The 24,842-nt window shown below is 68.2% G+C and carries 21 protein-coding genes; 14 read left to right on the forward strand and 7 right to left on the reverse strand.

Going from position 1 to position 24,842, the window contains the following annotated elements:
- Positions 1-57 precede the first annotated feature (57 nt).
- A complete protein-coding gene (locus tag ACO227_RS01615) occupies positions 58-474 on the forward strand; it encodes a hypothetical protein (protein ID WP_423604736.1) in 417 nt (138 codons plus the stop codon).
- A complete protein-coding gene (locus tag ACO227_RS01620) occupies positions 471-674 on the forward strand; it encodes a helix-turn-helix transcriptional regulator (protein WP_423604737.1) in 204 nt (67 codons plus the stop codon). Before ACO227_RS01615 ends, ACO227_RS01620 begins: the two co-directional genes overlap by 4 nt.
- 59 nt (positions 675-733) lie before the next feature.
- Here ACO227_RS01620 and fsa read toward each other — a convergent pair whose 3' ends face one another.
- A complete protein-coding gene (fsa, locus tag ACO227_RS01625) occupies positions 734-1,387 on the reverse strand; it encodes a fructose-6-phosphate aldolase (RefSeq protein ID WP_423604739.1) in 654 nt (217 codons plus the stop codon).
- A 110-nt stretch (positions 1,388-1,497) separates the two neighbouring features.
- Between fsa and ACO227_RS01630 the strand changes: the two genes are divergently transcribed.
- Complete coding sequence (locus ACO227_RS01630; RefSeq protein ID WP_423604741.1) at positions 1,498-2,166, forward strand: DUF2490 domain-containing protein; 669 nt, start codon at positions 1,498-1,500, stop codon at positions 2,164-2,166.
- Here the strand turns inward: ACO227_RS01630 and ACO227_RS01635 are convergent.
- On the reverse strand, positions 2,163-2,612 hold the full coding sequence (locus ACO227_RS01635) for a hypothetical protein (protein WP_423604743.1): 450 nt from the start codon (positions 2,610-2,612) through the stop codon (positions 2,163-2,165). The two genes, ACO227_RS01630 and ACO227_RS01635, sit on opposite strands and share 4 nt — an antisense overlap.
- Before the next feature lie 69 nt (positions 2,613-2,681).
- On the opposite strand from ACO227_RS01635, the gene ACO227_RS01640 reads away from it, so the two are divergent.
- The 3 genes from ACO227_RS01640 (at position 2,682) to ACO227_RS01650 (ending at position 8,051) form a co-directional block, all read left to right on the forward strand.
- Positions 2,682-4,847: a primosomal protein N' gene (locus ACO227_RS01640; protein WP_423604744.1), complete on the forward strand. Its 2,166-nt coding sequence runs from the start codon at positions 2,682-2,684 to the stop codon at positions 4,845-4,847.
- A 60-nt stretch (positions 4,848-4,907) separates the two neighbouring features.
- Positions 4,908-6,449: a hypothetical protein gene (locus ACO227_RS01645; RefSeq protein WP_423604746.1), complete on the forward strand. Its 1,542-nt coding sequence runs from the start codon at positions 4,908-4,910 to the stop codon at positions 6,447-6,449.
- 78 nt (positions 6,450-6,527) lie between these two features.
- Complete coding sequence (locus ACO227_RS01650) at positions 6,528-8,051, forward strand: trypsin-like peptidase domain-containing protein (protein WP_423604748.1); 1,524 nt, start codon at positions 6,528-6,530, stop codon at positions 8,049-8,051.
- On the opposite strand, the gene ACO227_RS01655 is transcribed toward ACO227_RS01650, so the two are convergent.
- Together ACO227_RS01655 and ada are read right to left on the reverse strand one after the other, a co-directional pair.
- Positions 8,048-8,515 carry a DUF1203 domain-containing protein gene (locus ACO227_RS01655; protein ID WP_423604750.1) on the reverse strand — a complete coding sequence of 156 codons (468 nt, stop codon included), beginning with the start codon at positions 8,513-8,515 and terminating at the stop codon, positions 8,048-8,050. The genes ACO227_RS01650 and ACO227_RS01655 overlap by 4 nt on opposite strands.
- Positions 8,512-9,546, reverse strand: coding sequence for a bifunctional DNA-binding transcriptional regulator/O6-methylguanine-DNA methyltransferase Ada (gene ada, locus ACO227_RS01660; RefSeq protein WP_423604752.1), 1,035 nt, complete (start codon positions 9,544-9,546; stop codon positions 8,512-8,514). Before ada ends, ACO227_RS01655 begins: the two co-directional genes overlap by 4 nt.
- A gap of 128 nt (positions 9,547-9,674) precedes the next feature.
- Between ada and purE the strand changes: the two genes are divergently transcribed.
- The 5 genes from purE to ACO227_RS01685 all read left to right on the forward strand — a co-directional run bounded on the left by purE (position 9,675) and on the right by ACO227_RS01685 (position 13,790).
- Positions 9,675-10,160, forward strand: a complete 486-nt coding sequence (gene purE / locus ACO227_RS01665; protein ID WP_423604753.1) for a 5-(carboxyamino)imidazole ribonucleotide mutase — start codon at positions 9,675-9,677, stop codon at positions 10,158-10,160.
- Positions 10,161-10,170: 10 nt separating this feature from the next.
- Positions 10,171-11,238 carry a 5-(carboxyamino)imidazole ribonucleotide synthase gene (locus ACO227_RS01670; RefSeq protein WP_423604754.1) on the forward strand — a complete coding sequence of 356 codons (1,068 nt, stop codon included), beginning with the start codon at positions 10,171-10,173 and terminating at the stop codon, positions 11,236-11,238.
- 73 nt (positions 11,239-11,311) lie between these two features.
- A complete protein-coding gene (locus ACO227_RS01675) occupies positions 11,312-11,860 on the forward strand; it encodes an RNA polymerase sigma factor (RefSeq protein WP_423604756.1) in 549 nt (182 codons plus the stop codon).
- Positions 11,861-11,862: 2 nt separating this feature from the next.
- Entirely contained in the window at positions 11,863-12,351 is a 489-nt protein-coding gene (locus ACO227_RS01680; RefSeq protein ID WP_423604758.1) for a hypothetical protein, read from the forward strand.
- Positions 12,348-13,790, forward strand: coding sequence for an alpha/beta fold hydrolase (locus ACO227_RS01685; RefSeq protein WP_423604759.1), 1,443 nt, complete (start codon positions 12,348-12,350; stop codon positions 13,788-13,790). The genes ACO227_RS01680 and ACO227_RS01685 overlap by 4 nt, the downstream gene beginning before the upstream one ends.
- 68 nt (positions 13,791-13,858) lie before the next feature.
- Here the strand turns inward: ACO227_RS01685 and ACO227_RS01690 are convergent, their stop codons facing one another.
- Both ACO227_RS01690 and ACO227_RS01695 read right to left on the reverse strand, forming a co-directional pair.
- Entirely contained in the window at positions 13,859-14,155 is a 297-nt protein-coding gene (locus ACO227_RS01690; protein ID WP_343518556.1) for a hypothetical protein, read from the reverse strand.
- A gap of 45 nt (positions 14,156-14,200) precedes the next feature.
- Positions 14,201-17,029, reverse strand: a complete 2,829-nt coding sequence (locus tag ACO227_RS01695) for a M16 family metallopeptidase (protein WP_423604761.1) — start codon at positions 17,027-17,029, stop codon at positions 14,201-14,203.
- A gap of 118 nt (positions 17,030-17,147) precedes the next feature.
- Here ACO227_RS01695 and ACO227_RS01700 point away from each other — a divergent pair, with 118 nt between their 5' ends.
- Positions 17,148-18,806: a M28 family metallopeptidase gene (locus tag ACO227_RS01700; RefSeq protein WP_423604762.1), complete on the forward strand. Its 1,659-nt coding sequence runs from the start codon at positions 17,148-17,150 to the stop codon at positions 18,804-18,806.
- A gap of 18 nt (positions 18,807-18,824) precedes the next feature.
- On the opposite strand, the gene ACO227_RS01705 is transcribed toward ACO227_RS01700, so the two are convergent.
- Complete coding sequence (locus ACO227_RS01705) at positions 18,825-21,191, reverse strand: TonB-dependent receptor (RefSeq protein WP_423604764.1); 2,367 nt, start codon at positions 21,189-21,191, stop codon at positions 18,825-18,827.
- Positions 21,192-21,458: 267 nt separating this feature from the next.
- Between ACO227_RS01705 and clpB the strand changes: the two genes are divergently transcribed.
- Together clpB and ACO227_RS01715 are read left to right on the forward strand one after the other, a co-directional pair.
- Positions 21,459-24,038 (forward strand): ATP-dependent chaperone ClpB, encoded by a 2,580-nt coding sequence (gene clpB / locus ACO227_RS01710; protein WP_423604766.1) that lies wholly within the window; start codon positions 21,459-21,461, stop codon positions 24,036-24,038.
- 43 nt (positions 24,039-24,081) lie between these two features.
- Entirely contained in the window at positions 24,082-24,822 is a 741-nt protein-coding gene (locus tag ACO227_RS01715) for a 2OG-Fe(II) oxygenase (RefSeq protein WP_423604767.1), read from the forward strand.
- Positions 24,823-24,842 lie beyond the last annotated feature (20 nt).

A 24,842-nucleotide genomic window follows, 5' to 3' on the forward strand; every position in this document is an offset into this window, starting at 1 on the left:
ACATGCAAAGCGTCATTGACGTAAAGCTTCCTTGTCTAGTTAGAAAGGAAGCTTGACATGGAAATCTCTCCCGCCTCGGTGCGGTTCCTGTGGCGCTTCATCGGCGCGACGCTCGTCTATGGCGTGCTGATCACCGGCGCGACCTGGGTGGCGAGGAGCCTCGACCCGTCCCCGATCGGGCTTGTCGCGCTGTCGATCCTGCCCACGATCGCGATCGCGGCCTCGCTGATCGTCGTCGGCCTGTATCTGATCGAGGAAACCGACGAATATGTGCGCAAACGGCAGGCGGTCGCGATGCTGATCAGCATCGGTATTCTGCTCACGCTTTCGACCGCGCTCGGATTCCTCCAGCAACGTAACCTGATCGGCAGCGTCGACCTGCTCTGGGCCTTCCCTGCCTGGTGCGTTTTCTGGAGCATCACCCAGTGCTTGATGGCGATCCGCGACTATCGCCGCGCGGGGGATGCGGCATGAAGAATCGCCTCCGCGTGCTCCGCGCCGAGCGCGGCTGGAGCCAGCAGGACCTGGCCGAGCGGCTCCAGGTCTCGCGCCAGAGCGTCAATGCGATCGAGACTGGCCGCTACGATCCCTCGCTGCCGCTCGCCTTCAAGATCGCCGACCTGTTCGAGCTGGTGATCGAAGAGGTGTTCGAGAACCCCTCCACCGCGGGCTGACCCCTATGGCCCGCAGGATAGGCCATCCCGGCTACGGTCGGGATGGCTTTTTTTGCGGATCAGCCGATCGACTGGCCGGTCTTCGCCCAGTCGGCGAGGAAGCCCTCGATCCCCTTGTCGGTCAGCGGGTGCTTGACCAGCTGGCGGATCACCGCGGGCGGCGCGGTCATCACGTCGGCGCCGAGCTTGGCCGCTTCCAGGATGTGGATCGGGTGACGCACCGATGCGACCAGGATCTCGGTCGCGAAGTCGTAATTGTCGTAGATCAGGCGGATGTCGCTGATCAGCTGCATCCCGTCGAAGCCGACATCGTCGTGCCGTCCGACGAAGGGCGAAACGAAGGTCGCGCCGGCCTTGGCCGCGAGCAGCGCCTGGTTGGCCGAGAAGCACAGCGTCACATTGACCATCGTGCCGTCGTCGGTCAGCGCCTTGCAGGTCTTGAGCCCGTCGATCGTCAGCGGCACCTTGACCGCGACATTGTCGGCGATCTTCCGCACCACCTCGGCCTCGCGCATCATGCCGGCGTGATCGAGCGCGACGACCTCGGCCGAGACCGGGCCTTCGACGATCCGGCAGATTTCCGCGACCACCTCCAGGAAATCCCGCCCGGCCTTGTGGATCAGCGACGGGTTGGTGGTAACACCGTCGAGCAGGCCCGCTTCCGCCAGCTCGCGGATGTCATTGGTGTCGGCGGTGTCGGCGAAGAACTTCATGGCGGCAGCCTTTTCGGTTGTGTGACAGTTGGATGACAACGTGCTAGTCGCGCGCGGTTCGCGCCGCCTCTATCACCTGAATGCGGCTGACGCCTAGCCTGGATGAATCGATGTCGCGCCTTCCGTTCTGCCTTTTCGCCTTGCTCCTGCCCGCCACGGCGCTCGCCCAGGAGGAGGATCAGGAACTGTGGCTGACCGGCGCGGTCAGCGTGCCGCTGGGCGAGGGGACCAAGTTCGAGTTCGATACCGTCTCGCGCTTCGGCAACGACCCCGGCGGCCTCTACGAGATCGAGATCAACACGCTGGTCGCGCATCAGGTGGCAAAGGGCGTGACGATCGGCGGCGGCTATGTCCGCAACATCAACTATTCGCGCGGCACGGTGACGCGGACCGAGGATCGGCTGCGCGTGCAGGTCGGCCTGTCCGGTGCGGCGGGCGCGGTGAAGCTTTCCGGCCGGATGCGGCTGGAGAGCCGCTGGCGTCCGGACGGCGACGACACCGGCTATCGCCTGCGTCCGCAGATCAAGGCGACGCTGCCGCTTGGCGACAGCGCGTTCAGCCTGGTCGGCAGCCATGAGAGCCTGATCCCGCTCAACGACACGGACTGGGGCGAGGAACGTGGCTACGACCGCATGCGCAACTTCGTCGGAGTGAACTGGAAGGCGAGCAAGCTGCTCGCGATCGAGGCGGGCTATCTCAACCAGTACCGCTTCGGCCGCGGCGGCGACCGCGACGTGATGGACCACGCGCTGGCGATGAGCGTCGGCCTCAGCCTCTAGTCGTCCGCGACGAGCATGACCTTCGCGTCCGGCAGGTCGAGGCCCGTGAGATAGAGGCGATAGAGACCCGGCTGCAGATCGAAGCGCACGATCTTGCGGATCGTCGAGCAGGCCGGGCCATGGCCGTGCGCCACCGACTTGAGCGCCTCCCCGCCCGACGCGCCCGGCACGACATCGATCCATCCGCGCTGGTCGAGCGCGATGCCGTAGCGCCCGGCGGTCTCGACCTTGAACCCGATCATCACCGCGCCGCCGGGCTTGGCGCCCGCGGGCACGTCGCGGAATTTGGAAACCTCGCCGGCCTGCAGCCTCGCCGCCTTGTTCACGCCCAACTCGCCCCCGGGCGCCGTCCAGCCGGACAGATTGGCGGCGAGGCCGGTATCTATGGCGGTGCATTGCGGCGCGGCAGGGGCGGTCTGGAGCAGCAACAGGGCAGCGAGCAGCATCGGCGGGAACTCCTCGCGGCGTTCGATAGCGCTTTCCAGCCGCGACCGGAATGCCGATATGGAGGGCCAATGTCCCGCGCCCGCGTCATCGTCCTCAATTCCGCGCTCGGCCCTCTCGACTATCGCGTGCCGCACGGCATGACGGTCGAGCCGGGCTCGATCGTCGTCGCGCCCCTCGGCCCGCGCCAGCTGGTCGGCGTGGTGTGGGAGGCGGAGCGGCTGCAGACCGAAGAGGTTGGCGACAACCGGTTGCGCAACCTGATGGGCGTGGCCGACGCGCCACCGATCCCCGCGCCGCTGCGCCGGCTGATCGAGTGGACCGCGGACTATTATCTCGCGCCGCTCGCTTCGGTGCTGCGCATGGCGCTGAGCTCGACCTCGGCGCTGGAGGGCGGCAAGACGATCGTCGAATATCGCGCGAGCGGCGAGCTGCCCGAGCGGATGACGGCGCAGCGCGAGCAGGCGCTGGAACGGATCGGCGATCGCCAGGGGCTGATCCGCGAGCTCGCGACGATCGCCGACGTTTCCGAAGGCGTGATCCGCGGGCTGGTCAAGGTCGGCGCGATCGAGGGAGTTGCGGTCGATCTCGACACGCCCTATCCGCGCCCCGATCCCGGTTTCGCGCCGCCCGACCTGTCGCCCGAGCAGGCCGAGGCTGCGGCGATCCTGCGCCGGGCGATCGGCGAGCAGGCGTTCCAGCCCTTCCTGCTCGACGGGGTCACCGGCTCGGGCAAGACCGAAGTCTATTTCGAGGCCGTCGCCGCGGCGATCGCGGCGGGCAGGCAGAGCCTCGTGCTGCTGCCCGAGATCGCGCTGACCGAACCCTTCCTCAAGCGCTTCCATGCGCGCTTCGGGGTCGAGCCGGTGGCGTGGCACTCCGGCCTGCGCCAGTCGCAGCGCCGCCGCGCATGGCGCGCGATCGCCAGCGGCGAGGCGATGGTGACGGTCGGCGCGCGCTCCTCGCTGTTCCTGCCCTATCCCAATCTCGGCGTGATCGTGGTCGACGAGGCGCACGAGACCAGCTTCAAGCAGGAGGAGGGCGTTCACTATCACGCGCGCGACGTCGCGGTGATGCGCGGCCATTTCGAGCGCTGTCCGGTGATCCTCGCCAGCGCCACCCCGGCGATCGAGACGCGCCAGCAAGTCGCGCTCGGCCGTTACGAGGAGGTCAAGCTGCCCGGCCGCTACGGCGCCGCCGAGATGCCCGCAATCGAGGCGATCGACCTGCTCGCCGAGCAGCCGCCGCGCGGGCGCTGGCTCGCGCCGCGGCTGGTCAACGCGATCGACGAGACGCTGGCGCGGCAGGAGCAGGTGCTGCTGTTCCTCAACCGCCGCGGCTATGCCCCGCTGACCCTGTGCCGCACCTGCGGCCACCGTTTCCAATGCCCCAATTGCACCGCGTGGATGGTCGAGCACCGGCTGATAAACCGGCTCGCCTGCCATCATTGCGGGCACGTCATCCCGACTCCCCGCGCCTGCCCCGAATGCGACAGCGAGGACAGCCTGGTCGCGTGCGGCCCCGGGGTCGAGCGCATCGCCGACGAGGTCGCCGCGCTGTTTCCCGACGCCAAGACCGCGATCGTCACCTCGGACACGATCTGGTCGCCCGCCAAGGCCGCCGAGTTCGTGGGCCGCATGGAGGCGGGCGACATCGACATCGTCGTCGGCACCCAGCTCGTCACCAAGGGCTATCACTTCCCCAACCTGACCCTGGTCGGCGTGGTCGATGCTGATCTAGGCCTCGAGGGCGGCGACCTGCGCGCGGCCGAGCGCAGCTTCCAGCAGATCTGTCAGGTCGCCGGACGCGCGGGACGGGGCGAGAAACCCGGCACCGTGCTGATCCAGACGCACAGCCCCAAGGCGCCGGTGATGCGCGCGCTGGTCAGCGGCGACGCCGAGAGCTTCTACGCCGCCGAGACCGAGGCCCGGCGCGAGGCGGGCGCCCCGCCCTTCGGCCGCTATGCCGCGATCATCGTGTCGAGCGAGGACAAGGACGCCGTGCTCGAGACCGCCCGGCTGATCGGCCGCGCCGCGCCGCGCGTGGAGGCGATGCAGGTGTTCGGCCCAGCGCCGGCGCCACTCGCCATGCTACGGGGCCGCCACCGCTTCCGCCTGCTCGTCCACGCCCGCCGCGCGCTCGACGTGCAGGATGTGATCCGAGACTGGCTCGGCGGGATCGAATGGCCCGCGAAAGTACGCGTGGTGGTCGATGTCGACCCTTACAACTTCCTGTGACCTTGCCAGCGGACCGCGACTAGGCTTAGCTCGATCGCACTGAAACTAGGGGGTTTCACGATGATACTGCGGATCACCGCGTCGGCGCTGGCGCTGCTGGCTCCAGCCGCCGCGCGTGCCGACTGGTATGAGGCCAGTTCGGAACATTTCGTCGTCTATGCCGACGACCGGCCCGAAGCGATCAGCCGGTTCGCCGACGAGCTCGAAAAGTTCGACAAGGCGATGCGCGTCTTCTACCCCAAGGCGCGTCCGGCCGCGACGGGCCCTGCGAACCGCGTCGCGGTGTTCGTGCTCTCGGGCTCGACCACGGTCGCCAAGCTCACCGGCGACAAGTTCACGCGCGGTTTCTACATCCCCCGCGCTGGCGGTAACGTCGCCTTCGTCCCACGCGTATCCGGCAAGACCGAGACCTACGAGCTCTCCGGAGCTGCGGTGTTGCGTCACGAATATGCGCACCATTTCATGTACACGTCCTTCCCCGCGGTGTTCCCGATCTGGTTCAGCGAGGGGTTCGCCGAATTCTGGTCGACCGTGAAATTCGAGAAAGACGGCAGCGCGCTGGTCGGCACCTCGCCCGCGCATCGCGGTTGGGGCTTGATGAGCGGCAATCCGCTGCCTGTCGACCAGCTCGTTACGCTCACAAACCGCAAGCTCAACATGGCGCAGCGCGAGGCGATCTATGGCCGCGGCTGGCTGCTGACCCATTATCTGATGAGCGATCCGGAGCGGCAGAAGCAGCTCGGCACCTATATGCAGGCGATCAACGAAGGGGCATCGCTGGAAAAGGCGGCCGAATCGCTGGGTGATCTCAAGCAACTCGGCAAAGCGCTCGACACCTATCTCAACCGCAGGCGGCTTCCTGCCACGCGCATCGCACCGGCTGCGCTCGCCACCGCGCCAGTCCAGCTTCGAAAGCTGACCGCGGGCGAGGTCGCGACGATGGCGGTCCGCGTCCAGTCGCGGGCCGGCGTCACCGAGGAGGAAGCGAAGAAGATCGTGATCGAAGCGCGCAAGGCCGCCGCCCCCTATCCCAACGACCCTGGTGCCCAGGTCGCGCTGGCCGAAGCCGAATATGATGCGGGCAACCATGCGCTCGCCGAAGCGGCCGCCGACCGCGCGCTCGCCGCCGATCCCAAACGGGGAGAGGCGCTGATGTATCGCGCCATGGCCAAGTTCGCGCGCGCCGCGGCCGACGATCCCAAGGCCGACCCCTGGCCAGCCGTGCGCCGCGCGATCGTCGCGGTGAACCGCGTCGACCCGGAGGATCCCCGCCCGCTGATGCTGTTCTACCGGAGTTTCTACGCGGCCGGCGAGACTCCGACCAAGAACGCCCGGGACGGGCTCGCCAAGGCCTATGACGTCGCGCTGTCGGACCTTGGCCTGCGCATGAACGCCGCGACGATGTTCCTCAACAACGGCGATCGCGACGAGGCGCGCGAGGCGTTGCGGCTGGTCGCCTTCCACCCGCACGGTGGCGGGACGGCAGCACATGCGCGCGCGATGATCGCGGCGATCGACCGGGGCGATCCGGTCGAGAAAATCTTCGCGGCGAAGCCGGGCGAAGAGGACAAGGACGAGGCCGAAAAACCGACCGGCGACTGACACGCGTCGCCGCTGACGCGGCTTGCGCCGGCGCCCGGCTTTCGCGATTGAGGGCAGGTGCAGCCGGAGAGTGCCAGAGTGACCGCATTGTTGACCCGATTGCTGGCGGCGCTGGCGTTGCTGCTCGGCTTGATCGCCCCCGCGCGCGCCGACGACATCTCCGCCGCCGGCCGCGGCGTGGTGCGGGTCGTCACCATTGCCGTGGTCGAGGGCGAGGTGGTCGGGTTCGGCCATGGCAGCGGCTTCGCGGTCGCACCCAACCGCGTGATCACCAACGCGCATGTCGTCGAGGCGGCCGAGCGCTATCCCGGCAACGTGATGATCGGCGTGGTGCCGTCCGAGGGCGACAAGTCCTACCAGGGCCGGCTGATCGCGCTCGATAGCGACCGCGACCTCGCGCTGATCGAGTTCGGCGGCATCCGCCTGCCTCCGCTCACCTTCTACAACGGGCCGATGGGCGAAGGCGATGCGATGATCGCGCTCGGCTATCCGGGCAATGTCGATCTCGCCACCGCGCGTTCGGCGGCGGACTTCATCACCCCGCTCTCCCCGGTGCGCTCGCAGGGCGTCTTCTCCGGCCGGCGCAACCTGCAGGGCGTCAACGTGCTGCTCCACACCGCGGGCATCGCGCGCGGCAATTCGGGCGGGCCGTTGCTCGATCCGTGCGGCCGCGTGCTCGGGGTCAATTCGGCGATCACGCGCGCCGACGACGGCGATGCGAGCTTCGGCTTCGCGATCGGCAATGACGAGGTCGCCGCCTTCCTGCGTGAGGCCGGGCAGAGCATGCCGGCCAACGGCGTCGCCTGCACCAGCATCGCCGACCGGCTGGCGCAGGACCGCAACGAGGCCGAGCGCACGCGCGCGGCGGACGAGGCGCGCGCGCGGGAGGCAGCCGCGAAAGCGGCCGCCGAGCGCGAGACCGCGCTCGACCAGGCGCTGGTCGACAATTTCGCGATGCGCGAGAATTTCATGGCGGCGGCGACGCTGCTGCTCGTGCTGGGCGCAATGAGCCTTGGCGCCGCGGGCTTCTTCCACACCAACGGGCAGCGGCGCGAGATGATCTGGGCGGCGGGCGGCGGCGGGGTGCTCGTGCTGGCAGCGCTGGTCACCTTCCTCACCCGGCCCGCCTTCGATCCCAAGGCGATCGAGAGCGCCGCCCGCGTCGCCGTCCCGCCGGCGGCGCAGCCCAGCGGGCTCGGCAAGATGGTCTGCACGATCGATCCCGCGCGTTCGCGCGTCACCGTCTCGAGCACGCAGGACGTGAACATCGACATCAACGCCGATGGCTGCGTCAACGGCCGCACCCAATATGCCGAGACCGCACGGCAGAACTGGCAGCGCATCCTGGTGCCCGATGACGAGCAGACCGTCTCGGTGCTCGAATATGCGCCGGGAACGCGGACCTACTCGACCACGCGCTACCTGCTCCCGGCGAGCCAGATGGCCGACGCGCGCAAGCTGCGCAGCGAGGTGAAGATCAAGGCTTGTTCGACCGACCAGGCCGTGCGTGCCGACCTGGCTTCCAGGCAGCAGACGATCCGCACTGCATTGCCGCAGGTGTTCAACGAACGGCTGGTCTATAGCTGCAAGCCCGCGGGCTAGCCGCGGTCGACCCGTGCTGCGAAACACCCGCGGCGCGCATTGTGGACATGAAGATAGGCGGTGCGGGGATCGTCGAACATGCGCGCGATCTCGGTCTCGAGACCCGCGCCGTCCAGCACCTCGGCATCGATCATCATGTCGTCGGCATCGAACGCCCGGACCGACAGCAGCCGCGAGAGCAGTTGCTCGGGAATTGCGTCCGCATGCCGTGCCGGCGTCTCTGCGCCCTCGGCGACGAAGATCGCGTGGCGCGCGCGATAGGGCGTGTCGACCGGCAGATGTTCGTGGTTGACCAGCAGCACCGCCGCACCCGGCTCGGCGTCTTCAAGGGTCACGCGGCACGGATAGCCGGGCTTCTTGTCGGCGATCATCCGCACCGCACCCGCCGTGGCGAGTTCGGCATCGGAGAGACCGTAGAGATGGCGGAAGGGCGTGGGGTCGAGGCCGGTGATGACGTAGCTCATTCCGCCACGCCCTCGCGCTGCCGCAGCACCTGCTTGCGGTCCACGCCATAGGCATAGCCGCCCATGCTGCCGTCGCTGCGCTGGGCGCGGTGGCAGGGTATCACGACGGCGACATTGTTCGCGCCGCACGCCGTGCCCGCCGCGCGCACCGCGCCCGGGCTGCCCGCCGCGACCGCGAGCTGAGCATAGCTCACCGTCTCGCCCGGCGGCACCGCGCGCAGCGCCTGCCACACCGCCTCCTGGAAGGCGGTGCCGCGCACGTCGAGTGGCAGATCGGCATGGCGCCCGGGCTGCTCGACTTCGGCCACCACGCGCACGGCCAGCGCGGCGAGCGCGGCGCCTCCCGGCACGATCTCGGCGCGGGGGAAGCGCGTGGCAAGGCTCAGGCTGTCCTCGTCGAAGGCGACGCGGCACAACCCCTTGTCGGTCGCCGCGATCAGCAGCGGGCCCAGGCTGGTATCGGCGATGGTCCAGCGGATCGTCACGCCTGCCCCGCCGTTACGCCAGGCGCTCGGCGTCATCCCGAGCCGCGCATTGCTCGTCTCGTAGAAGCGGCTCGGCGCGGAATAGCCGGCCTCGTAGATCGCGCTGGTGACGTTGTCCTCCGCGGCCAGCGCCGCCTCGGCGCGGCGCGCGCGCAGCGATCGGGCATAGGCGGCGGGCGTCACGCCGGTCGCGCGCTTGAACAGCCGCTGGAAATGGTGCGGCGCATAGCCGACCTGGCCCGCGAGTTCGTCGAGCGTCACCGGCTCTTCCGCCGCCTCGAGCAGCGCCACCGCTTCCGCCACCGCGATCCGCTCGCGCCCGATCTCGTCGGGCTTGCAGCGCAGGCAGGCGCGGAAGCCGGCGGCGCGGGCGCTACCGGCATCTGGATAGAATACGACGTTCTCGCGCTTCGGATGCCGGGCTGGGCAGCTCGGCTTGCAATAGATGCCCGTGGTCAGCACGCCCGCGATCACCCGCCCGTCATAGGCGCGGTCACGGCGGTCAAAGGCCGCCCAGGCTTCGTCGTCGGAGATCATGTTGCTCATGGTCCCGATATAGGGATGTGGCACAAGCATCGCTTCCCGGCTTTTGCGTCCAAACCATGACGCGCAAAGCTTGATGCAAAACGCGCCACTCTCTAGGGGGACGCTTTCCTGTGGGACAGGGGGATTGAATGGCGGACGCACCGCTGGTCGGCATCATCATGGGCAGCACCTCCGACTGGGAGACGATGCGCCACGCCGCGGACCTGCTTGCCGAGCTCGGCGTGCCGCACGAGACCAAGGTCGTCTCGGCGCACCGCACCCCGCAGCGACTCTATGACTATGCCACCGGCGCCGCGGCGCGCGGGCTCAAGGTGGTCATCGCCGGGGCGGGCGGCGCCGCGCACCTGCCCGGCATGGCGGCGTCGATGACGCATCTTCCGGTGCTCGGCGTGCCGGTGGAATCCAAGGCGCTGAAGGGCATGGACAGCCTGCTCTCGATCGCCCAGATGCCCGGCGGCATCCCCGTCGGCACGCTCGCGATCGGCAAGCCGGGCGCGATCAACGCCGGCCTGCTCGCGGCTGCGATCCTCGCCACGTCGGACGCGGCGCTCGCCGAGCGCCTCCAGGCCTGGCGCGCGCGCCAGACCGACAGCGTCGCCAACGATCCCGAGTGACAAGGCACGAATGACCATCATCCCGCCCGGCAGCACCATCGGCATCCTCGGCAGCGGCCAGCTCGGCCGGATGCTGGCGGTCGCGGCGGCGCAGCTCGGCTATCGCTGCCACATCTACGCTCCCGAAACCGGACCAGCGTGCGACGTCGCTGCGGCGTTCACCCAGGGCGCATATGACGATGCGGCGGAACTGGCGGCATTCGCGCGGCGCTGCCAGGTCGTGACCTATGAGTTCGAGAATATCGAGCCCGCCGCGATCGACGCGGCGGCGGCGCATGTCCCGGTAGTTCCCGGCCGCGCGTCGCTGGAAACCGCGGCGCACCGCGCTCGCGAGAAGCAGCTCGCCGAGCTATGCGGCGGACGGCCGGCGCCGTGGCACCGGGTCGGCTCGCGCGACGAGTTCGACGCCGCGCTCGCCGCAATCGGTACGCCTGCGATCCTCAAGACCGCGACCGAGGGCTATGACGGCAAGGGCCAGGCACGTATCGCCTCGCCGGATGATGCCGACGCGGCCTGGGCAGCGGTCGAGGGCCGCGAGTGTGTGCTGGAGGGCATGGTCGCCTTCACCCACGAATTCTCGATCCTCCTCGTGCGCGGCACCGATGGCGCGAGCATCGCCTATCCCCCGCCACACAATGAGCATGAGAGCGGCATCCTCGCCCGCTCGAGTGTCCCCGCTCCCGATGCGATCGGCGCGCAGGCGGGTGCCGCGGCCGCGCTCGCCACGCGCCTCGCGGAACGCCTCGGCCATGTCGGCGTGCTGACCTGCGAGTTCTTCGCGACCGCAGACGGCCCGGTGTTCAACGAGATGGCACCGCGCGTCCACAATAGCGGCCACTGGACGATCGAGGGCGCGGTGACCTCGCAGTTCGAGAATCACATCCGCGCGATCTGCGGTCTGCCGCTCGGTTCGACCGCGCTGACCGGCGCGGCGGTGGAGATGACCAACCTGATCGGCGCCGACGCCAATGGCTGGCCGGCCCTGCTCGCCGAGCGCGATGCGCATCTCCACCTCTACGGCAAGCACGAGGTCCGCCCAGGGCGCAAGATGGGGCATGTGACCCGCGTCCGGCGCTAGCCCGCCAAGGGCATTTTTTCGCGAACCTTTTCGCGCCCGCAGCGACTACCCCTGAGAAAGTTTCGGGGTGAAGATGCAGCGATCGCACGACAAGGGCCGGGAAGCCGCGGACGAGCTGCTCGTCATCCGCTGCCAGCTCGGCGATCGCGCGGCATTCGACGCGCTGATCGCGCGCTGGGCCGCCCCCCTCGCCGCCTATGCGCGACGCGTGACGCAGGACGGCGATGCCGCCGCCGAGTTGACGCAGGATATCTGGCTGCGCACCTTTCGCGGCATCGGCCGGCTGCGCGATCCGCAGCGCTTCCGTTCCTGGCTGTTCGGCATCGCGCACCGCGCCTTCGCCGATAGCCTGAGGCAGCGTTACGCCACCCTGCCGCTCGCGGCGGAGGACGCGGATGCGCTGGCCGACGAGACCATGGACCACGAGAATCTCGATCTCGTCGAGCGGAGCCTTGCGCGACTGCCGCCGGTCGAGCGCGAGATCCTGACCCTGTTCTATCTGCAGGAGCTGCCGATCGCCGACATCGCGGAGGCGCTCGCGATCGCGCCGGGAACAGTCAAGTCACGCCTGCATCGCGCCCGGCATCTGCTGCGCGATCTCTTTGAGGAAGACGGAGAATGAAGATGGACCCAGCCATGGATGCCGCCGCGCGCGATGCCGTCCGCCGGATCGCCGAGGCGGAGCTTTCGCCCGCCCCGCGCGTGCTGCACGGTGCGTTGCTGGCGGTGGCGCTGACGATGACCTTGGTGGTCGTCTCGCTGGGCCTGACCGAGCCCGACCTGCCGCTCCGCGCGAGTCTCGCATTTGCCGTGCTGGCGATGATCGGCATGGGCTGGACGGGCTATGCGATCTGGGTGCTGACCCGGCGGCGGGTGCTCTATGCCCGGCAGCGCGTCGTCGCCGCCCGGCTCGCGGTGACGTTCACGACCATCTTCACGACCGGCGCCTTCGCGCTTGGGCTCGCCGCAAAGCTTCCGGCCGGACTGGTTGCGGGTGTGTTCGGACTCGGACTCGTGACGCTCGCCCTCCTGCTTCTGTCGCGCGCCCGGCGACGCCTGGCGACGCTCACCGCCCGGATGCGGCAGCTCGAAGCGCAAGGCGTCGGCGCATGACGCATGCCTTCCGTCTTCTCTGCGTCGCGCTGGCGCTGGCGACACCAGCCGTTGCCCAGGATTCCACCCCCACGATCCATCAGTTCGCGACCCGCACGCTCACCGTATCCGATGGCCGGCAAATGGAGATCACCAATGGCTTCGTCCGGGTTCCCGAGCAACGGGGCGGCACGAGCAGCGACACCCGGCAGATCGAACTCGCTGCGATCCGGCTGCGATGGACGGGCGCGGTAGCGACATCGCACGCGAACATGCTGCTCGCCGGAGGTCCGGGCGATTCGGGCACCCGGCTCCTCTCCGGCCTGCCCCCGCCGCAAGCGGCGGCGTTGCTCGACCTGATGGGAGGCGACGTGATCGCCTTCGACCAGCGCGGTACGGGCCGGTCGCAGCCCAGCCTTGCGCTGCCCGATGCGGTGCCGCTGCCACTCGATGCGCCGGGATCGCCGGCGGCGTGGCTTCCGCCGATCGATCGCGCCGCACGCCTCGCCGCCGACCGCTTCGCCGCGAGCGGCGTGCGGCTCGCATCCTACACCACCGTGGAAAGCGCGGACGACGTCGAGGCCGTGCGCCGCGCCTTCGGCTATGCCCGGCTCAACCTGTGGGGCCGCAGCTACGGCTCGCATCTCGCGCTCGCGATGGTCCGGCGCCACCCCGGCAGCGTCGCGCGCTTGGTCCTGGTCAGCCCCGAAGGCCCCGATCACACGCTCAAGCTGCCCGCGCAGACCGACACCGTGATCGCGCGCATCGCCGCGCGGGCCGGCACCCCCGACCTGCCCGCAACGATGCGCGCGGTGCTCGATCGGCTGCGCCGTGCCGCCGTCACCCTCTCGGTCGCCGACCCCGCGGGCGGCGCTACGCACGAGGTGACGATCGGCGCATTCGACCTGCAGTTGCTCACCGCGCAGGCGCTGGGCGATCCGCGGCTGCTGGCAACCCTCCCGATCGCCTATCGCGAGATGGCGACCGGCAGGTTCGAGCGGATCGGCCCGGCGGTGCTGATGATGCGCACGCGCTTCCGGCTAGGCTCGGCGATGAAGTACATGATGGACCTGTCATCCTACGCCAGCCCCGCGCGCCTCGCCCGGATCCGCGTGCAAGCGGACAGCGCGCTGCTCGGCAACGCGATGAACTTCCCGCTGATGGACCTGCGCGAGGCATGGCCCAATGCCGATCTCGGCGAGGATTATCGCGGCACCGTGCGCAGCGACGTCCCGACGCTTATCCTCGCCGGCGACCTCGATGCGCGCACCCCGGCCGAGAATGCGCGGGAGATCGCGGCTAGCCTGGCCCGCGCGCATGTCGTTGTGGTCGAGAATGCCGCGCACGAGTTCGATCTGTTCGGCAGTCCCGCCCTCCGGCCCATCCTCCAGGACTTTCTGGCGAACCGCCCGGTTCGCGTGAAACAGGTCGAGCTGCCCCCAATTCCGTTCCAGCGATGACAGCGCGCAAATGAAAAGGCCCGCCTCCCTGGCGGGGGGGCGGGCCCAATTCAGGCATCACGCCATGCTCAGGCGCGCACGCCCTCCATCGGGAAACTGCCGAACGCGCCGGCGGTGACGGTGCCGGTGAGCTTGTCGCCGTCGACCGTCGCCTCGATGCTCAACGTCATCGGCATCGGCACGGTAATGTCGACCGTCCAGGTCAGCTTGTCGCCGTCGACCCGGCCGCTGACCGCGGTGGTGCCGAGCGCGCCGGCATAGGTGCCGGTGAAGGTGTCCCCCGCGCTGACCACGCTCAGCGTCGCCTTCTGGTCGCCCATCGGCGAGTGGGTGACGGTATCCCAGGTGCCATCGACATTCGCCATGCTCGTCTCTCCTGTCATTGGGTGCGGATCGAAAACTTCTGCCCCTCAGTTCGCGGCGGCCTTGACGGCGGTGCCGACGGACTCGGGCTTCACCACCTCGACAGGCAGGCCGAGGCTGTCAAGCTGCCCGCGGACCTTCGACGCATCGCCCACGACCACCCAGATGAAGCGTTTCGGGTCGATTGCCCCGCGTGCCGCAGCGTCAACCTGCGGCATGGTCAGCGCGCGATATTTTTTAGCCAGCCCGTCCTGATAATCGTCGGGCCGGCGCAGAAAGTCGTTGGCCTGCATCGCGCTGAGCACCGCCCCCGCGGTCTCGTACTGCCCGGCCATCTTGCGCACGCTGCTCAGCACCGAGCGATCGAACTCGGCCTGGGTCACGCCGCGGGCGGACAGATAGTCGCCAACCTCCTTTTGGATCTCCGCGATCGCCGGACCGGTCTTGTCGGCCTGCACCGGCGCGGAGACGGTGAAGGGTACCGCATGCTCCATGCGGGCGACTCCGCCGCGAGCGCCGTACGACCAGCTCTTGTCCTCACGCAGGTTCATGTTGATGCGCGAGAGGAAGTCGCCGCCCAGCACTTCGCTCGCGGTGCCGAGCGCGATCGAATCGGCGAACGGATCGACCGGCGTCATCTGCGCGGCATAGATCAGCGACTGCGGCGAATCCGGCCGGTCGATCAGCACGATCCGGGGCGTGGTCTGCGCAGCCTTGGCGGCGAAGCTCTTGGTGCCCGCCGCACCTTCACCCTTCCAGTCGCCGAAGCGCGCCTCGAACGCGGCCTGCACCTCGGCCAGCGGCCGGTCGGAGACGACGAAGATCTTCGCCTTCTCGGGCCGGATCCACGCCTTGTAATAGCCGATCAGGTCGTCGCGGGTGAGCTTCTTGACCGCCTCGGGATCGCCGCCGATCGCCGCGGTCTTCGCGTAGGGCGACTCCGCGCCGTAGAGTAGAGGCGGCATCGCCATCTGCGCGAGCCCCGCGGGGTTCGCCTTGATCTGTGCGATCTGCGCCAGCATCTGGTTGCGCACGCGCTCCAGCTCGGCCGCCGGGAAGCTCGGATGGCGCGTAATATCCGCCATCAGCTCGAGCGAGCCGGCGAGGTTGGGACTCGGCGTGAACATCGAGATATAGGCGCGGTCGGCGCTGCTGCCCGCGCTGACTCCCGCACCCAGCCGTTCCTGCGCCTCGGCGATGCCAATCGAATCGCGCGTCGCCGTGCCTTCCTCGAGCAGCGCAAGCGCCATGCTCTCGGTACCGAGCGCGGTCGGTACGTCCGACGCAGTGCCCGCGTCGAAGCTGATCACCGCCTGAGTGACCGGCACCGCGTCGCGCTGGGCATAGACCAGCTCGATGCCGTTCGAGAGCCGGGTGCGGGTAACCGCCGGGAAGTCGATATCCTTGACTTCGGCCACTGCCGGCAGCGCGCCGCGCGTGCCCTTGAACGGCGCTTCGGCCGCCGCAGCCGGCTTTTTCGCCGCTCCCGCCGCTTCGGCATAAGCCTCGCGCGGCCCCGGTTCGATCGTCAGTGCATAGGCCGGGCGCGACAGCCATTTGGCGGCGACGTCGCGCGCTTGCGCCGGGGTCACTGCGGCCAGATCGGCGAGCTGCTTCTTATAAAAGCCCGGATCGTTCATGTAGAGCGCGCCCGAGGCCAGCGTCACCGCCTTGCCCCCGAAGCCGCCGACCGATTCCAGCCCGCGAATGCGCGACGAGGCGGTGCGCGTCTTGTAACGCTCCAGCTCCTCGTTGGTCGGACCGTTCTTGAGATAGTCGGCGATCAGCTCGTCCAGTCTTTTGCCGACCACCGCCGGATCGACGCCAGGCCGCACGTCGGCGGAGATCAGCACCATGCCGGCCTGGGCGAGGCTCTGGTTGAACGCGCCGACGCTGACCGCCAGCTTCTCCTTCTTGACCAGCGCGTTGTCGAGCCGCGAGCTGGCGAGCCCGCCGAGCACGCCGGTCGCGATGTCGAGCACGGTCGACTCCTTGTCGCGCATCCCCGGCACCGCCCACATGCGGTAGATGCGGGTGACCGCCACGCGATCCTTCATTACTTCGGCCTTGGCCGCGGCGAGCGTCGGCACCTCGACCTTGGGATCGCTGATCGTCGCACCCTTGGGGATCGCGCCGAAATATTTCTCGACCAGCGGCTTGGCGGTCGCGACGTCGATGTCGCCCGCCAGCACCAGCACGGCATTGTTCGGCCCATAATATTGGCGGAACCAGTTCTTGACGTCGTCGAGACTGGCGGCGTCGAGATCGGCCATCGATCCGATCGTCGAGTGGCGATAGGGATGCCCCTCGGGGAACAGCCCCTCGCTCACCTTGTAGCGCAGCAGGCCATAGGGCTGGTTGTCGCCCTGGCGCTTCTCGTTCTGGACGACGCCGCGCTGCTCGTCGAGCTTGCCCTGAGTCACCGCGCCGAGGAGATAGCCCATGCGGTCGCTCTCGAGGAACAATGCGCGGTCGAGCGCTGCGCGCGGCACGGTCTGGAAATAGTTGGTCCGGTCCGAATTGGTCGTACCATTGTAATCGGTCGCGCCGACTTCCTTCAGCGGCTCGAAGAACTCGCCCGGCGAATTCTCGGAACCGTTGAACATCAGATGCTCGAACAGATGCGCGAAGCCGGTCTTGCCCTTGGGCTCATGCTTCGACCCGACATTGTACCACACCGCGACACCCACGACCGGCGCCTTGCGGTCGGTGTGCACGACCACGCGCAGGCCGTTCGCCAGGCGGAATTCCTCATAAGGGATATCGACGCGCTTCACGAGTTCCGACACCGCGACCGGCGCGGGCGCCTGCTGCGCATAAGCAGGCGCGCAAAGGACGACCGCGAGCGCAGTCAGGCTGGTAAGGGCTGGCTTCATCGAGATGGCTTTCCGGAAACTTGTATCGATGGAAACAGCATAGCCGCGCCGTATTCCCGTGCAACGGGCTTGTAAGCGGTTCCGCTTTGGCTACGCTGGCGACAACATAGGGGAATTCATGCGCCATATCCTGCTCACCGCCGCGCTGCTCGCGGCCGCTTCGCCGCTTGCCGCCCAAACCGCCGCATCCCCCGCCGACGAACCGCCCTTTTCGCCCGAACAGGTCCGCGCGCATGTCGAGTTCCTCGCCGACGACCTGCTCGAGGGCCGCGACGCCGGGACGCGCGGCTATGACATCGCGGCGCTCTACGTCGCCAGCCGCTTCGACGCGCTCGGCCTCACGCCCGGCGGTACCAAGGGCTGGTACCAGCCGATCGAGTTCGTCCGCGCCAAGTTCAAGGACGGCGCGCCCGCGACCGTGACGATCGGCGGCAAACCGTTCGACAATGGCACCGACGTCATGATGACCGCCTTCCCGCGCGAGGCGGATCAGCTGGTCGAGGCACCCGCGGTGTTCGTCGGCTACGGCCTCGACTCCCCCGAGCACGGCTTCGACGACTATTCGGGGATCGACGTGCGCGGCAAGATCGTCGTGCTGCTCTACGGCACGCCCGAAGCCCGCACCTCCAGCGAGATCGCCGCGCATCTCAATTCCGAAAAGGGCAAGATGGCGGCGCGACGCGGCGCGATCGGCGTCATCACCCTCGTCACCCCCAAGCTCACCAGCCAGATGCCGTGGAAACGGCTCGCCGCCATGTCTGCGAGCTCGCGCTATGTGTGGGTCGGCACCGACGGCAAGCCCTTCTCCTCGGCGCCCGAGATCCGCGCCACCGCCTATGCCCACGGCCCCGCCGCCGAAGCCTTGTTCGCGGGTGCCCCGATGAGTTGGAAGCGCGTGCTCGCCGCCGCCGCGCGCAAGGGCGCGATGCCGCACGGTTTCGCGCTCAAGGCGCCGATTCGCGTCGAGCGGCACAGCGTGGTCGAGAAGATGATCAGCCCGAATGTGGTCGGCGTGATCCCCGGCGCCGATCCCGTGCTGGCCAAGGAAGTGGTGATGCTCACCGCGCATCTCGACCATGACGGCGTCGACCCCAAGCTCGAGGGCGACAAGGTCTATAACGGCGCGATGGACAATGCCGCTGGCATCGCCACGATGCTGGAGGTCGCGCGCGCCTTCGCCGAGGGCAAGGAAAAACCCCGGCGCACGATCATGTTCGCCGCGGTCACCGCTGAGGAGGACGGGCTGCTCGGCTCGCAATATCTCGCCAAGCACCCGCTCGCGCCGGCGGGCGGCAAGATCGCCGCGGTTGTCAATCTCGACATGCCGGTGCTGACCTATGACTTCACCGACGTGGTCGCGTTCGGCGGCGAGCATTCGACGCTCGGCCCGATCGCCAGCCGTGCCTCGGCGAAGGCGGGCATCAAGGTCTCACCCGACCCGCTGCCCGAGCAGGGCATCTTCACTCGCTCCGATCATTACAGCTTCGTGGTCGAGGGCGTGCCCTCGATCATGCTCGCGACCGGTTTCGCCGGCGAGGGACGCGAGAAGTTCATGGGCTTTCTGAGCAAGACCTATCACCGCCCGCAGGACGATTTGAGCCAGCCCTTCAACTGGCAGGCGGGCGCTAAGTTCGCGAAGATCAACTATCTGATCGCGCGCGAGATCGCCGACGCGCCCGACGCGCCGCGCTGGTACGCGAAGGACTTTTTCGGCGACACCTTCGCTCCAAATGCGCCCAAGGCGCCGAAGCCGGCAAGCACGGGCGCGCGGAAATAATTCCGCGCGCCCGGCTCATTAGAATCCGGCCTTGAGCGTCACGAAGAACTGCTGCGGCGCCCCGACCATCAGCGTCTGATTGTCGCCCGCATTGCCGAAGCCGTTGGTGCCGATCGTGGAGACGTACTTCTTGTCGAGCAGGTTGGTGGCGTTGCCCTGGATCTCCAGGTCATGGCCGCCAAGGTCGAACTTGTAGCCGAGCGTCGCGTCCACCACCACGCGCCCCTCGACCGAGCGGTCGTTGGTATAGGTGAAATAGCGCTTGCTCATATAGTTGGCGCCGACCCGCGCCGAGAAACCGTCGCGTTCGAACGTCGCCTCGCCCTTGAGCAGATGGCGGGGCGCATCGACCACCGTCTTGTCCTTGGTCGCCGCGAGCAGCGCACCCGCCGCATTGACGACGTTATCGCGATAGGTGGAGTCGTTGTAGCTGTACGACGCGAACAGCCCGAAGCCCGACGGCAGCCTGAACGCGCCGGTCGCCTCGAAACCCACCGAGCGGACGTCGCCGACATTCTGCAGGATCGCAGGGTTGCCGACGATGCCGGCGCCGGTGGTCACGCCGAGCAGACGGTTGCGGAAGTTGACGTAATAACCGGCGAGCGATCCGGTGAACGGCCCGGAACGGAAGCGGCCGCCCAGCTCATAAGTGTCCGACTGCTCGGGCTCGAGCTTGGTTGCACCCGCGAGCAGCGCGTCGAAGCCCGCCTGGGTCGTCGCGAACGGGCCCGTGGTCGCCGATGAGACGAAGGCGCGCGTCACCTGGGTGAAACCGCCGAACAGCTCGGCGCCGGCACCCAGCCGGTAGTTGAAGCCGACGCTCGGCTGGAACCAGTCGGTGACCTTGATCTTGCCCGAAGCGAGGCTGCCCGCGACGATCGGATCGGCGGTGTTGCGGACGTCGAAGCCCTTCCAGCCGAGGTTCACCGTCAGGTCGCCGAAGGTCAGCCGGTCCTGGACATAATATTGGATCGTATCGGTGGTATAGTTGTAATCCCACTGCGTCGCGAATGGGTTGGACTGGAAGTCCAGGCTGTCGCGATCCGGCGTTGCCCGGCCGCTCAGCGCATAGAAACGGCGCGCCTGCTGGAAATCGTTGCGCTCGTACCAGAAGCCGACGGTGACGTCGTTGAAGCCCAGCTGGCCGCCGACACTGCCGAACACGCCCTTGCGGTCGATGTCATATTCGGTGGTGCGGATCGAGATCGGCGAATTGCCCGCGCCGGGGCTCGGCACATAAGGCGTGTACCATAGGCCCTGGCCATGGTTGTTGTGGTAATAGCCCTTGAGGTTGAAGCGCACCGCACTGCCCTCACCGCTCTCGATGCCGAGCGAGGCGAGCCAGTCGCGGCGTAGGCCGGCGGCGTCGAAATAGGCATCGTCGAGCGTCGCGAACGGCGTCGGGAAGGTCGCGCCCGCGGCCGGATTCGAGGGCGGCAGGCCGGTGATATCCGACAGCCCGTCTGCGCCGGGCGCGCCGGTGCTGTTGTTGAAGCCGTCGATGTTGTTGGCGATGTCGGCGAGGCGCACGGCCAGCGTATAGTCGTTCGAGATATTGTCCCAGTCATAACCGAGCCGGCTGATCATCCCGAGCGACAGGTCTTGGTAATCGTTCTCCCGGCGATCCGAGTAGCTCAGCGTGCCGGTGACGCGGACGTCGCCGACCGGCGCGACCAGCTTGGCATTGACCTGATTGGTGCGCTGCGAGCCCCAACCCTTCCACTTGTCCATGTCGGAATAGACATAGGAGACATAGCCCGCGACGCCGCCGCCGAGGTCGCCGGTATCGATCCGGCCGAACAGGCGCACCGTATTCTCGCTGCCATAGGTGGCTTCGCCGCGCAGGCCGAAGTCGCTCGACGGATCGCGCGAGAAGAACTCCAGCGTGCCGCCGAGGTTGTTGGTCGCCTGCGTCCCGAGCGATCCGGCACCCTGCGACACACGCACTTCGCCGATATTCTCGCTGGTGATCGCGCGGCTGATGTGCAGGCCGTTGACGTTGCCATAGCTGGCGTCGCCCAGCGGAATACCGTCGAGCGTGAAGCCGAGCTGATTCTGGTTGAAGCCGCGGATCGCGACGCGCTGCGCCCATTCATAGTTGCCGAACGGGTCGGCCGACTGGAAGTTGACGCTCGGCAGCTTCTCGATCGCCTTGAGCGGGCTGGTTCCGGCGGCAAGCTCGGCGATATCCTCGAATCCCAGCTCCTGGACTTGCCGCGTCTCGCCTCGGCCGATCACCACGATCTCGCCCGCTTCGCCGGACTCGTCCGCAGGCGCCTCGGCGGCGGACGTCTCGGCGGGCGCAGGCGCCGCATCGCGCGCGAAGGCGGTGCCGGACAATAGGATGGAGGTGCCGGCCAACAGCCAGGCTGCAAGGTTGCGCATCGTTTGTTTTCTCCGAAAGATCGGCATGGGCCATGCGCCCATGTGGCGGTGCGGCTAGGCCGGGTGCGTTGCGGCATCGGGTATGACGGGTGACAGTTCCGCGTCGCCGTTGTTTCGGTATCGCGACATTCGCCGGATCTCGGTGGCAGACCGGGCGTTTGCTATTCCGGCCGCCTCGCCCCTAAGGTGCGACGCAGCGAGAAATCGCCCCTTGCGTGATAAAAATGCAACACCATCTCGCGCGGTGACCAGGCAACAGGGACGTACATGAACCTCGAAAAATTCACCGATCGCGCCAAGGGCTTCCTCCAGTCGGCGCAGACCGTCGCGATCCGGCTCAACCATCAGCGGATCAGCCCCGAACATATCCTGAAGGCGCTGCTCGAGGACGAGCAGGGGATGGCCGCCGGCCTGATCCAGGCCGCGGGCGGCGACGCCAAACGCGCGTCGAGCGAGATCGACACGGCGCTCTCGCGCGTGCCCGCCGTCACCGGGAGCGGCGCGCAGCAGGCGCCCGGCCTCGACAATGACGCGGTGCGCCTGCTCGACCAGGCCGAGCAGATCGCCAACAAGGCGGGCGACAGCTTCGTCACGGTCGAGCGGATGCTGCTCGCGCTCACCCTCGCCTCGAACACCAATGCCGGCCGCGCGCTCGCCGCCGCGGGGGTCAAGGCCGACGCGCTCAACGCAGCGATCAACCAGCTGCGCGGCGGCCGCACCGCCGACACCGCCGGCGCAGAGGACCGCTACGACGCGCTCAAGAAGTTCGCCCGCGACCTCACCCAGGCGGCGAAGGACGGCAAGCTCGATCCCGTGATCGGCCGCGACGAGGAGATCCGCCGCACCATCCAGATCCTCGCCCGCCGCACCAAGAACAATCCGGTGCTCATCGGCGACCCCGGCGTCGGCAAGACCGCGATCGCCGAGGGCCTCGCGCTGCGCATCGCCAATGGCGACGTTCCCGACACGCTGCGTGACCGCAAGCTGATGGCGCTGGACATGGGCAGCCTGATCGCGGGCGCCAAATATCGCGGCGAGTTCGAGGAGCGCTTGAAGGGCGTCCTCGACGAGGTGAAGGCCGCCGAGGGCGACATCATCCTGTTCATCGACGAGATGCACACGCTGATCGGCGCGGGCAAATCCGAGGGCGCGATGGACGCGGGCAATCTGCTCAAGCCCGCGCTCGCCCGCGGCGAGCTGCATTGCATCGGCGCGACCACGCTCGATGAATATCGCAAATATGTCGAGAAGGACCCCGCGCTCCAGCGCCGCTTCCAGCCGGTGTTCGTCGGCGAGCCCACGGTCGAGGACACGATCTCGATCCTGCGCGGGCTCAAGGAGAAATACGAGCTGCACCACGGCGTGCGCATCACCGACGGCGCGATCGTCTCGGCGGCGACGCTTTCCAATCGCTACATCACCGACCGCTTCCTCCCCGACAAGGCGATCGACCTGATGGACGAGGCCGCCAGCCGCATCCGCATGGAAGTGGAGAGCAAGCCCGAGGAGATCGAGACGCTCGACCGCCGCATCATGCAGCTCCAGATCGAGCGGGAGGCGCTGCGCAAGGAGAGTGACCAGGCGTCGAAGGACCGGCTCGCCACCCTCGAGAACGAGCTCGCCAATCTCGAACAGCAATCCACCGAGCTCACCCAGCGCTGGCAGGCCGAGAAGGACAAGATCGCCGGCGAGGCAAGGATCAAGGAGCAGCTCGAGCATGCCCGGCTCGAGCTCGAGCAGGCACAACGCGCCGGTGACCTCGCCAAGATGGCCGAGCTCAACTACGGCACGCTCCCCGCGCTGACCAAGCAGCTCGAAGAGGCCCAAGCCACGACCGGCCCGGCGATGCTGCGCGAGGAAGTCACCGCCGACGATATCGCCGCGGTGGTCAGCCGCTGGACCGGCATCCCGGTCGACCGGATGCTCGAAGGCGAGCGCGAGAAATTGCTCGCGATGGAGGAACAGCTCGGCAAGCGCGTGATCGGCCAGCAGACGGCGGTTAGGGCGGTGTCGACCGCCGTGCGCCGCAGCCGCGCCGGGCTCCAGGACCCCAACCGCCCGCTCGGCTCGTTCCTGTTCCTCGGCCCGACCGGCGTCGGCAAGACCGAGCTGACCAAGGCGCTCGCCGAATTCCTGTTCGACGATCCCCACGCGATGGTGCGCATCGACATGAGCGAGTTCATGGAGAAGCACAGCGTCGCGCGCCTGATCGGCGCCCCGCCGGGCTATGTCGGATATGAGGAGGGCGGCGTGCTCACCGAAGCCGTGCGCCGCCGTCCCTATCAGGTCGTGCTGTTCGACGAGGTCGAAAAGGCGCATGGCGACGTCTTCAACATCCTGCTCCAGGTGCTTGACGATGGCCGCCTGACCGACGGCCAGGGCCGCACGGTCGACTTCACCAACACGATCATCGTGCTGACTTCGAATCTCGGCAGCCAGTTCCTCACCCAGCTCGACGAGGGACAGGAGGTGTCCACAGTCGAGCCGCAGGTGATGGAAGTGGTGCGCGCGCATTTCCGGCCGGAGTTCCTCAACCGGCTCGACGAGATCGTGCTGTTCCACCGCCTCGGCCGCAGCGAAATGGCGCCGATCGTCGACATCCAGGTCGCCCGGCTCGGCAAGCTGCTCGCCGACCGCAAGATCAAGCTCGACCTCACGCCGGAGGCGCGCGACTGGCTCGGCCGTGTCGGCTACGACCCGGTCTATGGCGCGCGTCCGCTCAAGCGCGCGGTGCAGCGTTACCTGCAGGACCCGCTCGCCGACGCGATCCTGCGCGGCGATGTCAAGGACGGCAGCACGGTCAAGGTCGGCGAAGGCGATGGCGAGCTGGTGCTGACCCCCGCCTGAGTCGCGTTTGACAAGGACAGCGGCAGCGGGCAGCCATCGCGCGATGGCTGCCCCTGCCGATCCCGATTTCGCACTGCATCCCGGCATCGATCCCGATGCGCTGACCGCCGCCTATCGCGCGAGCGGCCGCATCTCGATCGAGCCGTTCCTGACCGACACTGCCGCCAACGCGCTCCGCGAGCACCTTGCCGGCCGCGCGGACTGGATGCTGGTGATGAACGCCGGCGAGAAGGTCTATGAGATGCCGCGCACCGCCGCCGCGGCACTCACGCCCGACCAACGCGCCACGCTCGACCGCAAGATCGGCGAATCCGCGCTGCATGGCTTCCAGTATCGCTACGAGAGCATCCGCGTCGCGGATGATCCGGGCACGCGCGGCGATACGTTGCTCGACCGATTCGCGACCTTCCTCTCTTCGCCGCCGGTGATCGGACTGCTGCGCGGCATCACCGGCGCACCGGTCGAGTTCGCCGACGCCCAGGCCACCGCCTACGGCCCCGGCCATTTCCTCACCCGCCATGACGACGATGTCGCGGGCAAGGGACGCCACGCCGCCTATGTGCTGGGCCTCACGCCCGGATGGCGCGCCGAATGGGGCGGGCTGCTGCTGTTCCACGACGGCGAGCGCGAAATCGACCACGGCTTCGCCCCCGCCTTCAACGCGCTGCGCCTCTTCACCGTCCCCGCGGTGCATAGCGTCAGCCATGTCTGGCCCTGGGTTCCGGAGCCACGCGTCTCGGTAACAGGGTGGCTGCGCTCGCACTCGGCGTCCGCGCGCCCTTGATTCGCGCGCGCGCATGGCGG

It is taken from the genome of Sphingomonas sp. MS122 (assembly GCF_049532975.1).
Classification (GTDB): Bacteria; Pseudomonadota; Alphaproteobacteria; order Sphingomonadales; family Sphingomonadaceae; genus Sphingomonas.

Excerpts from the sequence above, each read along its gene's own strand:
- ACO227_RS01615 (WP_423604736.1), top strand. The coding sequence starts at position 58 with ATGGAAATCTCTCCCGCCTCGGTGCGGTTCCTGTGGCGCTTCATCGGC.
- ACO227_RS01620 (WP_423604737.1), top strand. The coding sequence starts at position 471 with ATGAAGAATCGCCTCCGCGTGCTCCGCGCCGAGCGCGGCTGGAGCCAG.
- fsa (WP_423604739.1), bottom strand. The coding sequence starts at position 1,387 with ATGAAGTTCTTCGCCGACACCGCCGACACCAATGACATCCGCGAGCTG.
- ACO227_RS01630 (WP_423604741.1), top strand. The coding sequence starts at position 1,498 with ATGTCGCGCCTTCCGTTCTGCCTTTTCGCCTTGCTCCTGCCCGCCACG.
- ACO227_RS01635 (WP_423604743.1), bottom strand. The coding sequence starts at position 2,612 with ATGCTGCTCGCTGCCCTGTTGCTGCTCCAGACCGCCCCTGCCGCGCCG.
- ACO227_RS01640 (WP_423604744.1), top strand. The coding sequence starts at position 2,682 with ATGTCCCGCGCCCGCGTCATCGTCCTCAATTCCGCGCTCGGCCCTCTC.
- ACO227_RS01645 (WP_423604746.1), top strand. The coding sequence starts at position 4,908 with ATGATACTGCGGATCACCGCGTCGGCGCTGGCGCTGCTGGCTCCAGCC.
- ACO227_RS01655 (WP_423604750.1), bottom strand. The coding sequence starts at position 8,515 with ATGAGCTACGTCATCACCGGCCTCGACCCCACGCCCTTCCGCCATCTC.
- ada (WP_423604752.1), bottom strand. The coding sequence starts at position 9,546 with ATGAGCAACATGATCTCCGACGACGAAGCCTGGGCGGCCTTTGACCGC.
- purE (WP_423604753.1), top strand. The coding sequence starts at position 9,675 with ATGGCGGACGCACCGCTGGTCGGCATCATCATGGGCAGCACCTCCGAC.
- ACO227_RS01670 (WP_423604754.1), top strand. The coding sequence starts at position 10,171 with ATGACCATCATCCCGCCCGGCAGCACCATCGGCATCCTCGGCAGCGGC.
- ACO227_RS01675 (WP_423604756.1), top strand. The coding sequence starts at position 11,312 with ATGCAGCGATCGCACGACAAGGGCCGGGAAGCCGCGGACGAGCTGCTC.
- ACO227_RS01680 (WP_423604758.1), top strand. The coding sequence starts at position 11,863 with ATGGACCCAGCCATGGATGCCGCCGCGCGCGATGCCGTCCGCCGGATC.
- ACO227_RS01685 (WP_423604759.1), top strand. The coding sequence starts at position 12,348 with ATGACGCATGCCTTCCGTCTTCTCTGCGTCGCGCTGGCGCTGGCGACA.
- ACO227_RS01690 (WP_343518556.1), bottom strand. The coding sequence starts at position 14,155 with ATGGCGAATGTCGATGGCACCTGGGATACCGTCACCCACTCGCCGATG.
- ACO227_RS01695 (WP_423604761.1), bottom strand. The coding sequence starts at position 17,029 with ATGAAGCCAGCCCTTACCAGCCTGACTGCGCTCGCGGTCGTCCTTTGC.
- ACO227_RS01700 (WP_423604762.1), top strand. The coding sequence starts at position 17,148 with ATGCGCCATATCCTGCTCACCGCCGCGCTGCTCGCGGCCGCTTCGCCG.
- ACO227_RS01705 (WP_423604764.1), bottom strand. The coding sequence starts at position 21,191 with ATGCGCAACCTTGCAGCCTGGCTGTTGGCCGGCACCTCCATCCTATTG.
- clpB (WP_423604766.1), top strand. The coding sequence starts at position 21,459 with ATGAACCTCGAAAAATTCACCGATCGCGCCAAGGGCTTCCTCCAGTCG.
- ACO227_RS01715 (WP_423604767.1), top strand. The coding sequence starts at position 24,082 with ATGGCTGCCCCTGCCGATCCCGATTTCGCACTGCATCCCGGCATCGAT.